Source organism: Legionella bozemanae, assembly GCF_001648595.1.
Taxonomy (GTDB): Bacteria; Pseudomonadota; Gammaproteobacteria; order Legionellales; family Legionellaceae; genus Legionella; species Legionella bozemanae.
The window spans coordinates 125,697-140,164 of the sequence record NZ_LBAW01000010.1 but is presented as its reverse complement, the minus strand read 5'-3'; the positions used below and the strand labels follow the sequence as shown (position 1 = coordinate 140,164).

The window sequence follows — 14,468 nt, the reverse complement described above, 5'->3', positions numbered from 1 at the left end:
ATGACTGACTCAAAGGTTGAAGTACATAAAAAAGTTTTTCCCATTGCCTGGGGTGATATGGATGCACTGGGACATGTGAATAATGCCCGCTATTTTGATTATTTTCAGGAAGCACGTATTGACTGGCTAAGAGAGATTAATATTAGAATGACTGGAAAAACGGGTCCAGTAGTGATTCATGTTGCGTGTACCTTTTTAAAACCGGTAGTTTATCCTGCAACAGTGACTTTACATTCCAAAATACACAGCCTTGGAAATTCCAGCATGATGATGGATCATGATCTATATCAGGACGAAATCCTGATGGCACAAGGCAGTTGTAAAATTGTTTGGGTAGATTATACCCAAAATAAATCCGTGCCTTTACCTGATGAGATCCGCAAACTTTTTAATGCAGAATTGTAGTCTGGGGGAAGCGCAGCGAAACCTGGGAATTTCTGAAATTCGGTTATACCCCGGGTTTCGCTGCGCTTCACCCAGGCTACAAGGGTATTTTTAAACAGCAATTGGGGCTTTGATTGCCGGATGCGATTGATAATTTAAGAATTCAAAATCATCATAAACATATTCAAATAACGATTGCGGTTTTCGTTTGATATTTAAGGTAGCTAAGGGCAGGGGCTCTCTGGCTAATTGTGTGCGTGCCTGTTCTAAATGGTTTAGATACAAATGGCAGTCTCCGCCAGTCCAGATAAAATCACCTACATTGAGATTGCATTGCTGAGCAACCATGTGGGTAAGCAGTGAATACGATGCAATATTGAAAGGTACGCCCAAAAATACATCAGCAGAGCGTTGATACAACTGACAAGAAAGCGTTTTATTGGCGACATAAAATTGGAATAAGGCATGGCAGGGCATTAACGCCATTTGATCCAGTTCGCCAACATTCCAAGCGCTGACCAGTAGGCGGCGGGAGTCAGGATTGGTTTTAATTTGTTGGATGACGTCACTGAGTTGATCAATGGTGCGGCCATCAACTGTTGGCCAACTTCGCCATTGTTTGCCATAAATCGGCCCCAAATCACCATGACTATCAGCCCATTCATCCCATATGGTAACTCCGTTTTCATTTAAATAGGTGATATTGGTATCCCCTTGCAAAAACCAGAGTAATTCATGCACGATACTGCGCATATGTAATTTTTTGGTCGTAACTAAAGGAAACCCTTGGCGTAAATCAAAGCGCATTTGATAACCAAAAACCGATAAGGTCCCTGTGCCTGTTCGGTCTGTTTTTTGGGCGCCGTGTTGTAAAATATGTTCTAACAAGTTTAAATAAGTTTTCATCGTTTAGCCCACCATAACCAAAATCCCAGCAAGAGCATGGGAATAGATAAAATTTGTCCCATAGTCAACCATCCGAAGGCAATATAGCCCAATTGCGGATCCGGTTGTCGGAAGAACTCAGCAATAATACGACACACTGCATACCCCATTAAAAAAACAGCGGATATCCGACCAACCGGACGAGGTTTGTGTGCATAAATCCAAACAAGAAGAAACAACCCAATTCCTTCCAGACCAAACTCATAAAGCTCTGAAGGATGACGAGGTTGATTGTCTACGTGGCCATAGACCATCCCCCAAGGCATGTCAGTAACCCGTCCCCATAGCTCACCGTTAATAAAGTTACCGATACGTCCAGCACCTAAGCCTATGGGCACCAGCGGCGCAATAAAATCTCCTATTTCCAAAAACGATTTTTTACTTTTGAGAGAAAAAAGCCACAGTGCAAGAGCGACACCAAGTAAGCCGCCATGAAAAGACATGCCGCCTTGCCAGATTTTAAATAAGGACAAGGGATCATGAAGTAACTCAGGGAAATTATAAAAAAGCATATAGCCAACGCGGCCGCCAATAATGACGCCGAGGGCTGCATAAAAGATTAAATCACTGATTTGTTCCGAGGTCCAATCCAATTGGTAGTGCTTTGCGCGCCAATGACCAAGTAGCCAACCACTTACAAAACCAATCAGATACATTAATCCGTACCAATGAACTTGTAATGGACCTATTGAAAATGCAACAGGATTTATATAAGGAAAGGTGAGCATATCTTTATTAAGTTCCTTTTTTATCTACATGTACGCTTCCATAATTTAAGGGATCGTAATCATCGATAGAACGTAGCCTGGGTGCAACGCAGCGGAACCCGGGACTAACTGAGCTCAAAACTCCCGGGTTTCGCTGCGTTGCACCCAGGCTACAATTTTCAATCAGTCTTCTATTCATAGAGACTTTCCAGCCCTAATGAGACTACCCAATCCTTCTTCCTCTAGAGCTTTTTGTAAATGAAAACGTATTTGGGCGGGGTGTTCAAATTCCAGAACCTCGGCAAGAATTTTGCGGGCAGTCGCAATAGAGAAATTACGAATAACCCATTTTACTCGCGGTAAACTCGAAGAGTTCATGCTTAAGGTATCAAAGCCCATGGCAATTAACAAAATAACAGCTAAAGGATCACTGGCCATTTCGCCACAAATACTCACTTCTACTCCTGCTGCATGGCCTCCTTCAACTACTTTTAGTAAAACACGCAACATGGCAGGATGCATGGCGTCGTAAAGACCCGCAACGCGTGCGTTATTCCTATCTACGGCCAGAAAATATTGGGTCAGGTCATTGCTGCCTACAGAGATAAAATCAACACGTTTGGCGATTTCACGTGCTAAATAAGCTGCTGCGGGCACTTCGATCATAACCCCTAACTTTGGTTTTTCAATGGCACAACCTTCTTCTAGTAATTCAGTGAATGCTTGATCAATAAGGTAGGAAGCTTCCTCGACTTCACTTAAATTGGTGACCATAGGCAACATAATTCGCAAATTATTCAATTCTTCGCTTGCACGCATCATCGCACGGATTTGCATCAGGAATACATCGGGATGATCCAGTGTGACACGAATTCCTCGCCATCCCAAATAGGGGTTATCTTCTGCAACAGGAAAATAGGGCAGTACCTTATCACCACCAATATCAAGGGTTCGCATAGTCACAGGGTGTGGGGCAAAGGCTTTCAGTGTTTGTCGATAAATAATCGTTTGTTCATCTTCTGAAGGAAAATGATCACGACTCATAAAAGGGACTTCTGAGCGGTATAAGCCAACACCTTCTGCACCGACACTCATGGATAAGCCTGCATCCATAGCTAAACCGGTGTTCACTTGTAAAGAAACCTTATAGTTGTCAACAGTTTCTGCAGGTTTATCCCGTAAACTAACCAGACTCTGGTTCAATGCCTGCTCTTCTTGCTCCAGAAGCTTGAATTCTGCAAGTACTGATTTTGATGGGGAAATATAAACTTGTCCATAATACCCATCAACAATAATGGCGCGGCGGGAAATCAAATCTAATTTTAAACCACGAACGCCCATAACTGTAGGCACACCCAACGCACGTGCTAAAATGGCAACATGCGAGTTATTGGAACCTTTGGCTGATATAACTCCAGCCAGGCATCCTTCAGGAACTTCTGCTAATGCTGCAGCGGTTACTTCTTCTCCAACTAAAACTGTTCTTTTGGGATAAACAATTTCTTCTTGTTGTGACCATTGTAACGCTGCTAAAACACGGCGTCCCAAATCACGAAAATCACTGGCTCGTTCCCGGAGGTATGAATCCTCCATACTTTCAAACTGAGCGATGTGTTTTTTAATAACCGCTGCTAAAGCAGCTTGCGCTCCAATTTTTTCTTTACGAATTACCCGCTCTACTTCAGTACCCAAACTGTCTTTATCAAGAATGCGTAAATACACATCAAATAGCGCATGCTCTTCTTCTGCAACAACGGATTTCATGCGTCTACTTAAACGGTGCATGTCATCTCTAGTGGATTCCAGAGCTTCATAAAATGCATTAATTTCCTCATCCAAAGTCTCTACAGGATTTTGTGGAACTGCATCAATATCTGCCTGAGGATATACAACCACAGCGGTACCTATTCCAATACCTGGAACAGAGCCTATTCCTGCCAGGGCGGTGGTACCAGCTTCAACTTTTTTGGTAACACCCATAGGTTTGGGTTGGGTTAGTTCAGCCAGCTCTCCTGTTGCTTCAGCATGAGCGATAATTCCGCCAAGTTGGGCGGCTAAGGTAATTAAAAAAGATTCTTCTGTATCATCGAAGTAACGTTGTTCTGTTTGCTGAACAATGAGAACGCCATAGATCTTTCGATGTTGAATAATAGGGACACCTAAAAATGCTTTAAAACGTTCTTCTCCCAATAAGGGATTATGATAAAAATCGGGATGGGCGGGAGCATCTTCTAGATTAATAGGTTCTTCGCGTCGGCCGACAAGACCTACTAGACCACTATCAAAGGAAATACGAACTCGGAATTGTGCTTGCTTGTTTAAACCTTCGGTTGCAATAAGAACATATTCAGCATGTTTGGTATCGATGAGGTAAACGGAAGCGGCCTCTGCATTAATGGCTTTATTAATTTGGTGCACCAGAATGCCAAGTGCTTCTGAGAGCTGCTTGGCTGCAGTGACTTCTTGAACTATCCGTTTAAGTACTTTGAGCATCTACGCTTATATTACCTCTTTTTTCGTTTAATGCCGTAAGGTGTACGACGATTTTTTTTCAACATAGGTTCCAGTTCTTTTAACGCTTGCATATAAACTTGACGTTTAAAAAAGATCACCTGTCCTTCTGGCTCATGAAAATCAACCCAACGCCAGCTATCAAATTCTGGAGAGTCACTTAGATCCAGTTTAACTTTTTGCTCACTGGTAATGAGCTTTAATAAAAACCATTTTTGTTTTTGTCCTATTACTAAAGGTTCACTGCCATGACGCAGATATTGTTTAGGGAGTCTGTATTTAAGCCAGCGCTTGGTAGAACCAATAACTTCTACATCTTCCTTATTCAATCCTACTTCTTCATGCAATTCCCGAAACATTGCTTCTAATGATGTTTCACCAGCAGCCAATCCGCCTTGCGGAAATTGCCAAGCATCATGACCAGTTCTTCTACCCCAAAAAACTCTGTTTTGTGAGTTGACTAGGACAATACCTACATTCAACCGATAACCGGCACGATCAATTACCATGATGTCACTGTTTAGATTAAACTTCTAATAGCCTGATTTTTCCATAAACAGCGAGACCTTGGCAATTAAATCTGTAATTATTATTGAAAAAAGATAACTACTCAATAAAAACTGACTTATCTTCTTTTTCTAGACTTTGTTTGCAGCATCGGGACACCTTTTTTCACTCATTAAAAGTACTACCCTATTTCAAATCATTTAGTTATATAATTGAGAAAAATAGTCTAATTTATAATCCTATGAAAAAGAGAATTTTAATTATTAATACTGGCGGTACCATCAGTTGTATTAAAACAGAAAATGGTTATGAACCTGCTGCAGGTTATGTGGAAACTGCATTGGAACAAATACCTTTGCTCAAACATAAAGACATGCCTGAGTATTCGGTAAAAGAATACAGTCCTTTGCTTGACTCATCCAATATGACCGTATACGACTGGAACCGAATAGCCAGGGATATAGCGGATGACTATGCGAATTTTGATGGTTTTGTTGTTTTTCATGGTACTGATACCATGGCATATACAGCATCGGCTTTATCCTTTATGCTGGAAAATTTAAGTAAACCAGTAATTATTACAGGTTCCCAAATTCCTTTATCGGAAGTACGTAATGATGCGATAGATAATGTGGTTACTTCATTATGGCTTTGTGCAAATCAGCCCATACATGAGGTATGCATTTACTTTAATCAACATTTATTACGTGGTAATCGGACACAAAAGATTAGTTCGCAAGGATTTAAAGCATTTGATTCGCCGAATTATCCACGTTTAGCAGCGATAGGAATAGATATTAAGGTACAGAAAAATCTTTTGCTCAAACAGTCGCGGAAGTCATTTCACTTACAAACGATCGAACCTCAATTTATTGCCAATTTTAGGTTATTCCCTGGGTTTGCTACCGATGTTTTAGCTTATATTTTAAATCAACCCTTATGTGGTTTGATCTTAGAAACATATGGCGCAGGCAATGCGCAAAATAATGACCCTCGTTTTTTAAAACTGCTTAAAGATGCTTGTGCGCGCGGTGTGATCATTATTAACTGCACTCAATGCCAACAGGGCGGGGTGGAAATGAGTCAATACGCTACGGGGCATTCCTTAAAAAAAGCAGGACTGATTAGCGGCCATGACATGACCCCTGAAGCAGCACATTGCAAGCTACTGTATTTGCTCAGTAAACGGTTAGACATTTCCGAAATAAAAAGATTGATGGAAACTGATCTTTGTGGGGAATTGACTGCGTAATCGCGAATTTGAAGACTGAATGCCACGCGTGGACCCGGATTGAAACATTTTTATTTGGTTTCGAATTCCGGGGGTTCTTTGCAAGATTATTGCGGATGAGTATACAAAGAGTTAAACGGTTAATGAGGTTTTTGCTTCTTCACTTACTGATGGACATCGTTCTTTAATTTCTTCAAGCGCATTGTCCATAGCGACTTTTAACCGTCCTCTGCTGGGCTTTATGGTAGGTGCTTTAACTTTAGCCACTGCAATCAAGGTTACTTGTACAGGTATGGAGTCAATCGGTTTTGACTCTTCACAAATCCCGGCATTCTCTCTTTGAATTGCGTCTATTGCTTCAATAACAAAAGTCTTACGTAACTCTTTGTAATTAGGTTTTTCCTTATCTAAACCGTCTAGTTTTTCCTTACATTTGAGAATGTGTTTCATCAGACACTCTTCTTTTTTAGCTCTGATTTCTATTGCTGTAGAATGACTAATAGTATTGGAAACGGTTTCGTATATTTTAGCAAGCATGCCTTCTCCAGGAGGGCAAATAATGTGTTCACCCAGGTAATAAGCTGCATGAGCACAGAGTAAGTTAAACGGATCATCATCATCAGCTACATCGATAAAACTAAATGCTCTCTCATTAAGTGACCGATAAAATCGGTCTATACTGGAATTAAGTTCACTTAAGGTGTCATTCAAACCACCTCTTTTCCACGATTTTTTTGCGCGCAAAAGTTCCACCGCAGTGTCTATTTTACTGATCTGCTCTTTTATCGTCGCTAAATTATTTTTATCTGTGTCTTCCGTTGCAAAATCTGAAATGCATTTTTGCAGGGTACGGGTTAGGCCTCTTTGTTGTTCGGAGTGTTTCGTATCGCGAAAATATCCATAAAACATCCCGTTATCATCGGCAATCGAATCTTCTATTGATTTATTCAAAACGCGATCTATAAGTGCTTTCACTGTTCTCACTAATATTGATGGCATAGCTCTACTCCTTGAACTGTAATTTAGTTATCATACCTCTTTTACCTATTTAATATTGAGGCAGATTGTTTTATTGAAAATCTTTAACTTAGGAACTCATAACTCCATGAATTTACAAATTATTATTTTAGCTGCAGGTCAGGGCAAACGGATGTATTCCAGTACTCCTAAAGTACTTCACCAAATTGCAGGGAAGCCCATGTTAACTCGTGTAGTGGAAACCGCACAGCAACTAAATCCTGATGTAATCCATGTTATATACGGTCATGGTGGTGAACAACTTAAGAACTCACTCCCTGACTTACCTGTGCATTGGGTACATCAGGCAGAACAACTAGGTACAGGTCATGCTGTAATGCAGGCTTTACCTTTTATTCCACCAAAAACACAAGTACTTGTTCTATCTGCTGATGTACCGCTTATTCAAGCAGATACGCTACGCGCTTTAATTGCGCGCAGCAATACAGCAAACGCTCATCAATCCATTTTGTCACTCTTAGTTGCCCATCTTGAAGATCCTAGCGGTCTTGGACGTATTGTTAGAGACAACCAAGGTGAAGTTTCCATCATTGTAGAAGAAAAAGATGCAAATGAGCAAGAAAAGAATATAAAAGAAATTTATTCAGGGATTTGTTGTGCCATTTCTGATGATTTAGAAAAGTGGCTGCCCAATTTGGGTAATGATAATGCTCAATCTGAGTACTATCTTACTGAAATTATTGCCTTAGCTGTTGCCAGTCAAACACCAATTAGAACACTGAGTGTAAAAGATAGCGCAGAAATTCAAGGTGTAAATAACCGATTGCAGTTGCAGCAATTAGAACGAATATGGCAAGTACGACATGCTGAAAAATTATTGCAACAGGGAGTAACTATAGCTGATGCAAATCGTTTTGATGTACGCGGTGAGTTAATCTGCGGTAAAGACGTATTTATTGATGTGAATTGTGTGTTTAAAGGAAAGGTAATTCTTGGGGATGGTTGCTCTATAGGACCTAATTGCATACTTACTGATGTAAGTATGGATGCTGGGTGTTCGATTTATGCCAACAGTGTCTTGGAAGGTTGCAACATAGCAAATAATTGTACTATTGGTCCTTTTGCTCGATTAAGAGCAGGCACTGAATTAGCTGCACATTGTAAGATAGGTAATTTTGTTGAAACCAAAAAAGCTATATTTGATGAAGGTTCCAAAGCCAGTCATTTAAGTTATTTGGGTGATGTGAGTTTGGGGAAAGAGGTTAATGTAGGAGCAGGCACCATTACTTGCAATTATGACGGAGTTAATAAACATAAAACCGTCATTGAAGATGGTGTTTTTGTCGGTTCAGACACCCAATTCGTTGCCCCGGTGACTGTAGGTGCTTATGCAACTATAGGAGCAGGCAGTACTATTCGCAAAGATGTTCCTCCTGGTGAATTGACCCTTACTGAATCAAGACAAAAAACCGTCTATGGTTGGAAGCGGCCAGTGAAAAAGGAATCATAAACTTTTACGCTGTATGACTGAAAAGCCATATTTGGCTCAGGTTCAACCTGAGCTCAAATCTGACTTTTCACCAGGATTCAAATATATTTCCAGAACAGCAAGATATTTATCCTGATCATTACGGTCTCGCGACTTGTTCCCGAGGAGTTCCCCACAAAATTTAACTAGGAAAATACGTATTCTACCGTCTACAGTGATGTCTAAAGAACTGTCATCCCTACGCAGGGAAGACGGGTTGCAGAAAATTAGAGCACTCAATCATACTGTAAAGTCGATGCTTTGTTTTTTTCCATATAGGCACAGAACCATAGAATTAAAGGTAGAAAAACCATTGTCATAAATAATTTGTAATGCCAAACATTAGCTACCAAACTAATAATTTGATCGTAAGGATAAATGCCACCGAATAGTAAACTGTAGTCAATTAAACACAATAAGGAATTAGAACAAAAATTAGCAATTAAGATACGTAATGGTCGGTGTAAGCCCCACTTTGAGTTCTTTAAGTGATGTAATAGCAAAGCATTACTGATGAAGGCAACAAATAATGTCAGAGAAGCAGTAGGCAGCCTTTTTAACATAATGTAGTTGTAAAAAGGATTCAAATTAAAAAACGTTGGCGATGGCAAAGCAACGATCCCTATAAGCAAAATATCAAAAGTGAATTGAGTGGCAATAAGGATTAGGCATAACTTTAGATTGACTCGATAACCCCACAGTTCACCGAGTATTGTACTAATCAATAAAGTAACGGGAAAAAATAATGAGCTGGCTGATAGCACCATATATTTATTAATAATCGTTACTATTCTGTATTCGCAAGCTAAACAAATGAGCATTATGACGATCGCAACGCAAATAAAGTAATGGTATAAGGGAAGTGCTTCCCTATCTCGCTCGAGGTCTGAGATAATAGGCAAATTCTGGTATTTCAGTAAAAAGGTTAGATAGAATACACCAATAATGAGCAGTATGATGGAAGCGATCATGAATGAATCAATAAAAATGTGTTTGAAGCTATGAAGATGAACCCCTGAAAATAAGAGAAAAAAATCCAATCCAAAAAAGCTGAGGCCTCCTAACAATGCAAGCAGCATACATTGTTTTGGTGAAGGTAAAACTTTAGTGGTTTTAGGATAAAATAATAGATGCGGTAGATAGAAACTCAGTGCAAAAGCAATAGTAGTTGCAAAGAATTTTTTCGGGATGTCTTCAAAAATAATCTGGTAAACAGGATTGTTATGCATGTATTCGGCTGCGGGTAAGTTTATGAGTATATATACGCCAATACAAAATACATATAAGGCCAGTAAAGAGATATTCAGCAAATGTCTTTGTTCTTTAATGGTGCAATTTCTTAATGCTAATAAATACAAACCTGCAATTAATGGGCAGATCAAACAGTTCACAGAGAACATCAGCCCTTCTATGAGAACGATTTTGAACGATACATTAATTAATAAGATAAGGGAGGTAATAACGCTTACAGTCAGAAATAAAAAACAGGACTGCTGTGAAGGCAATGATTGATTCATATGCTTAGGATTTCCATAACTTTGATTTGCCAATAATTGCCTTGTAATGAACTAATTCGCGCGTAAATATAACACTATTGCATTTAATATGGCAAGTAGTTGCGGAAAATCCTGAGTAATTTTTAGACTATGTACTGATTTAAAGAAAACATGCATAGATCAAAACATTCATGAGGGTGAGCGGGGCTCCAATTTTTATAAATTCAAAAAAATCAAAACCTCTAACACGGTGTTTCTCACAGTTTTGAATAATAATGACGTTACTTGCTGCCCCTAAAATCGATAAATTTCCAGCAATAGTACTTCCTGCTGCTAGGGCTAATAAACTTGAATCAGAAACAGAATGTTGCATGAGAAGCGGTAAATATAAAGCCACCATAGGAACATTAGATATAAATTGACTCAGAATAATACTGATTATCAAAATAGTAGGGACATGGGCAATCGAAAGATGAAAATGATTGATGCTGGTTTGAAAAAAACCACTATCCCACACACTTTGCATCAGGATAAAAATACTTGCAAAAAAAATCAAAGTACTCCAATCCAAGCGTTTGATGAACTTTCTTCGCTGTTTACTGAGTAAAATAGGTAACGATGAGACAAGTGCTATATGGCTGAAATTTAAGTGAATGGATGATTGCATGCAATCGAAAACTATTTTAAGAATGATTAAAAGACATAAAATCATTAAGCTCAGTTTAACTAGTATTACTGTATGGTGATCATGTACAGGCGAAGGAGTAGGTTTTTCAATGGGTTCGTTTAAGGTTTTTTTATAAACAAAACATATGAATAGATAAGTAATGGCAAGATTTATTAATGTGGGTATCGCCAGCAATCTTATAAATTGGAAAAAAGGTGATGGCATCTCTGCTTTGACTGCAATTAATAAGTTTTGGGGATTACCGATAGGACTGAAGGTACTGCCGATGGTGATTGAAAATGCCAGTGCAAAAATTAAAGGTTTGATTAGTTTTTTATGTAATTGGCACAATTGAATGATAATGGGCGTACCTATGATTGCAATTGTATCATTCATGAGTAAGGAAGTGCTTAACCCAAGGATGAATATAATAATGACCAAGGCCTGTTTCCCATTGTGCGCGTGATAGAACATTTTGTCAGTGAGTTGTTCTAAATAGCCGCTGTCTTCTGCCGCTTGCGCGATGAGAAAAACACCGAACAAATAAAGCATCACATCCGGTTCAATTGCTGCAATTGCACGAACTGGGGTGATTTGTTTCAATAATAGCGCAGCTGCAGCGCCTGCAGTGGTAATAAGCCAAATTGGAATGATAATTCGTGTCATTCTGCGAACGGCAATTCCAATTAAGGTGATCAAAAGAATCAAGACAGCTACATACATTCCTTCGATCCCCTTAACTTACTAACTGTATTCAAATGATGAAGACAGTTCCTCTATGGTAGATGATGACCCAAGTTCCGTTTTTTTGAGCGGTGGATTGTTTCCGAGCGTAGGGCGCTGTTTGGTAGAAAATAAACTATTTGCTGATATTAAGGGTAACGTTTTTTGAGGGATTAACTTTTTGGCTTCAATCACTGTGGAAGTTCGTGATGTTTTTAACTCATTTGCTGGAGGTAAAACTTTGACTTGAGGTTCTGGAGGAAGTTCAATAATTCTGTCTGTTTCATGCAAGCCTACATTAGGTGTTCCTTTAGTCAAGAGTATCTCATGAGATACATTATTTCGCTCTATCCATAATTTAAGTGCCATAACAAAATCCCAAAAATCTTCTTTTTTGCTCAACGATAAAAGAAACTCGGATAGCTTTATGGGCAAACCAAAGCGGTAGTTTAATACGACTGGGAGCGTATATTTGACCGTAGATGCGATTGCCGTAGGCGCCGTTGTTAGGGTTTTAACTGGTTTTGCCGCTTCAACGATTTCTATAATATAGAGCAAATCAGTGCGGATGTCAGGCCAAAATTCCTTAATTACTGGATCATTAACTGCATTTTTGGGGCTATGAAACATACTGGGCAGCAGATACTTTGTTGTTTTCTTAAAAAAACCAGGCGGCGCAGGTTTAACTTGCTCCAAATCACTTTCAAGTACTCTGGTTAGGAACTTGAAAACAGTTGATAAAGGAATAAATGGTTTTGCACCTGGAGGCGGTTTAAAATCAATGGGTATTCTTTGCATCAGTCCTGCAAATACAACATCAACAGCAAAACGTTTGGTGCGATCATAAAGCACTAAAGGATCGACAGGAATTTTATCTTTTGCCGATCGGACCAACGGCAAAGACATGTGCGATGCGACATTAATGTGTGCTAAAAGTAATAAGTGACGCAATGTTCTAAGGTAAAGATATGGCGGTGTGCCTACAGTGGACTCAAAGGCATAATCCATCAAGTACGAGGTTCCAGTATAAGCTAAACCCAAAGACAATATGGATTCAGATTTCATGGCCTTATGCCGCTCACAGCGTTCTGGCGTTGCCATGCGTGTAATGTATTCCCCATAAAAATAGATGGCTAATATCCATGCGATTTGCTCCCCGTAGGGAAGAGATCTACTAATTCCCCAAAGCACGAGATCATTAAAGGCCAATACTAAGGGCTCGCGCAGTGACCCTTTAAATTTTCGTTTGAAATTACAATCCTCCTCTTTTTCTCCACAGAGTGTTGGGGGAGGTGGGTTGAGCTTTTTTTTATGCTCGTTAAAAGCGGAGGAACCTAATGCATCAAGCGCTAAAGTATGTGCCATTAATTTAGGTACCTGCCTGTACGTAAATCCCCATACTGCGTAATTCATTAAAGTCAAGGTAGGTAGAACTGCATAGGACGTCAACATTGCTGTTGGGTCTGTTGGGCGCAAATAATTTTGAATGCTATTATTTGCGAAATGTACTGCGGCGACTGGCAGAACATCATAAAAAAGTATATTTCCCGCTCCATTGACGATTTTCATCACTGGAGGAGTAACTACTGCAGGAACTGCCTCGCGTAAGGCTAAGATTTGTTCGGCTACATAAAACGCTGTATTTGCAGCGTAGCCTGCGGTTTGTTTTATGGCGTTATTCCAAAGCCATGTTGCTCCATCACCAAGTGACTTGGTTCCATCAACTACAGAAGTCCACCAGTTCATAGTATTGCCCTCCCTGCAACAACGAAATTTTATTGTATGAGTAAAAAATTAGAAATGCTAGTCTTTTTCTCATGAAGCCCAGGAAGATTACATGTTGCTACGATTCTATTAAAATTTTTATCTGAATAAGACAAAGTGGGTTATTTTTCGTCTTTCAATTCGACTATGCCGATATCATCGCTAATAAATTGCTTTTTCCACGGTAAATCACGATAGGTTTGTCCTTTTTTAAGCGGTAAAATAGGATATTTAATTACATCGAAAAAAGGTGAAAGATCAAAATCACTTGGTGTGTAAAGACTAGGATTTCTTTGAATTAATGTATAGCCCGTTTTATCTTTTTTAATCACAGGCAAAATAGGATAATTTACGGATTGAAATACATTGGCAATCATCGAAGAACATATGTCCTCTGTTGGTTGTAATGCATTATGCTGGAATAGTGAGGATCGCCATCTACGAGGAAAGAAACTCCAGGGAAAAATAAATCGTGCCAGATCAAAAAGATGTCGCAAGCTGTAGTTTTTACCAATTTTATTAATCGCTGCAGCAATCACTTTTTCTCTATCTTCCGGCAAAAGAGAAGAGGGCCGCAAAATACGTATGTGGTCATTTTTATATTCATCCACACTGGAAATCTGAGTTCCTTCACCCAGTATGCTTTCTATAATAAACTGCGTTGAGGTGAAATTCTGTGTCTGTTTTTGAACGACCTCGCGTAATGAGGGATTGGTGATGTCTTCAATGCGACCAATGTACAAAGCAGCATGAGTCCAGGTACTCTCGGAAATAAGCCGGATAATATTCCCCATCCGTGTGTGGCTTTCTACTAAGAGTACATCCCCAGGTTGTATCTCTTGGGTCATTTGCTCAAAATCGTATAAATAAGTTCTTTTGATTACCTTATCTTCTTTTGATAAGAAGCGATAAAATTTTAATAAGATAAAATTTATAAAGGCATTTTTCTTCCGCTCTTTCATAGTTGTTATCCATAACAAATATTTCTGAATACAGTTTGAGGTAACAAACTGAATCTTCTACATAC

At 39.3% G+C, this 14,468-nt stretch carries 12 protein-coding genes; 3 read left to right on the top strand and 9 right to left on the bottom strand.

Annotated elements, in window-relative coordinates:
- Positions 1–405, top strand: a complete 405-nt coding sequence (locus tag A8O27_RS09450) for an acyl-CoA thioesterase (RefSeq protein ID WP_058458302.1) — start codon at positions 1–3, stop codon at positions 403–405.
- A gap of 90 nt (positions 406–495) precedes the next feature.
- Here A8O27_RS09450 and thyA read toward each other — a convergent pair whose 3' ends face one another.
- From thyA to A8O27_RS09430, 4 genes are all read right to left on the bottom strand, one after another.
- Positions 496–1,290: a thymidylate synthase gene (gene thyA, locus A8O27_RS09445; protein ID WP_058458303.1), complete on the bottom strand. Its 795-nt coding sequence runs from the start codon at positions 1,288–1,290 to the stop codon at positions 496–498.
- A complete protein-coding gene (lgt, locus tag A8O27_RS09440; protein ID WP_058458304.1) occupies positions 1,287–2,057 on the bottom strand; it encodes a prolipoprotein diacylglyceryl transferase in 771 nt (256 codons plus the stop codon). Before lgt ends, thyA begins: the two co-directional genes overlap by 4 nt.
- Positions 2,058–2,231: 174 nt before the next feature.
- The gene (ptsP, locus tag A8O27_RS09435; RefSeq protein WP_058458305.1) at positions 2,232–4,529 is read right to left on the bottom strand and encodes a phosphoenolpyruvate--protein phosphotransferase; all 2,298 of its coding nucleotides are present in this window, start codon (positions 4,527–4,529) and stop codon (positions 2,232–2,234) included.
- Positions 4,530–4,540: 11 nt separating this feature from the next.
- Positions 4,541–5,056 (bottom strand): RNA pyrophosphohydrolase, encoded by a 516-nt coding sequence (locus A8O27_RS09430; protein WP_058458306.1) that lies wholly within the window; start codon positions 5,054–5,056, stop codon positions 4,541–4,543.
- Positions 5,057–5,295: 239 nt separating this feature from the next.
- Here A8O27_RS09430 and ansA point away from each other — a divergent pair, with 239 nt between their 5' ends.
- The gene (ansA, locus tag A8O27_RS09425; protein ID WP_058458307.1) at positions 5,296–6,306 is read left to right on the top strand and encodes an asparaginase; all 1,011 of its coding nucleotides are present in this window, start codon (positions 5,296–5,298) and stop codon (positions 6,304–6,306) included.
- A gap of 111 nt (positions 6,307–6,417) precedes the next feature.
- On the opposite strand, the gene A8O27_RS09420 is transcribed toward ansA, so the two are convergent.
- Positions 6,418–7,284, bottom strand: a complete 867-nt coding sequence (locus tag A8O27_RS09420) for a hypothetical protein (protein ID WP_058458308.1) — start codon at positions 7,282–7,284, stop codon at positions 6,418–6,420.
- 106 nt (positions 7,285–7,390) lie between these two features.
- On the opposite strand from A8O27_RS09420, the gene glmU reads away from it, so the two are divergent.
- Positions 7,391–8,773: a bifunctional UDP-N-acetylglucosamine diphosphorylase/glucosamine-1-phosphate N-acetyltransferase GlmU gene (gene glmU / locus A8O27_RS09415; protein ID WP_058458309.1), complete on the top strand. Its 1,383-nt coding sequence runs from the start codon at positions 7,391–7,393 to the stop codon at positions 8,771–8,773.
- A gap of 254 nt (positions 8,774–9,027) precedes the next feature.
- On the opposite strand, the gene A8O27_RS09410 is transcribed toward glmU, so the two are convergent.
- From A8O27_RS09410 to A8O27_RS09395, 4 genes are all read right to left on the bottom strand, one after another.
- Complete coding sequence (locus A8O27_RS09410; RefSeq protein WP_058458310.1) at positions 9,028–10,308, bottom strand: VUT family protein; 1,281 nt, start codon at positions 10,306–10,308, stop codon at positions 9,028–9,030.
- Between the two features lie 139 nt (positions 10,309–10,447).
- A complete protein-coding gene (locus tag A8O27_RS09405; protein ID WP_058458311.1) occupies positions 10,448–11,677 on the bottom strand; it encodes an SLC13 family permease in 1,230 nt (409 codons plus the stop codon).
- A 21-nt stretch (positions 11,678–11,698) separates the two neighbouring features.
- Positions 11,699–13,423 carry a hypothetical protein gene (locus A8O27_RS09400; RefSeq protein ID WP_058458312.1) on the bottom strand — a complete coding sequence of 575 codons (1,725 nt, stop codon included), beginning with the start codon at positions 13,421–13,423 and terminating at the stop codon, positions 11,699–11,701.
- 140 nt (positions 13,424–13,563) lie between these two features.
- Positions 13,564–14,403 carry a YiiX/YebB-like N1pC/P60 family cysteine hydrolase gene (locus tag A8O27_RS09395; RefSeq protein ID WP_058458313.1) on the bottom strand — a complete coding sequence of 280 codons (840 nt, stop codon included), beginning with the start codon at positions 14,401–14,403 and terminating at the stop codon, positions 13,564–13,566.
- Positions 14,404–14,468: the final 65 nt, after the last annotated feature.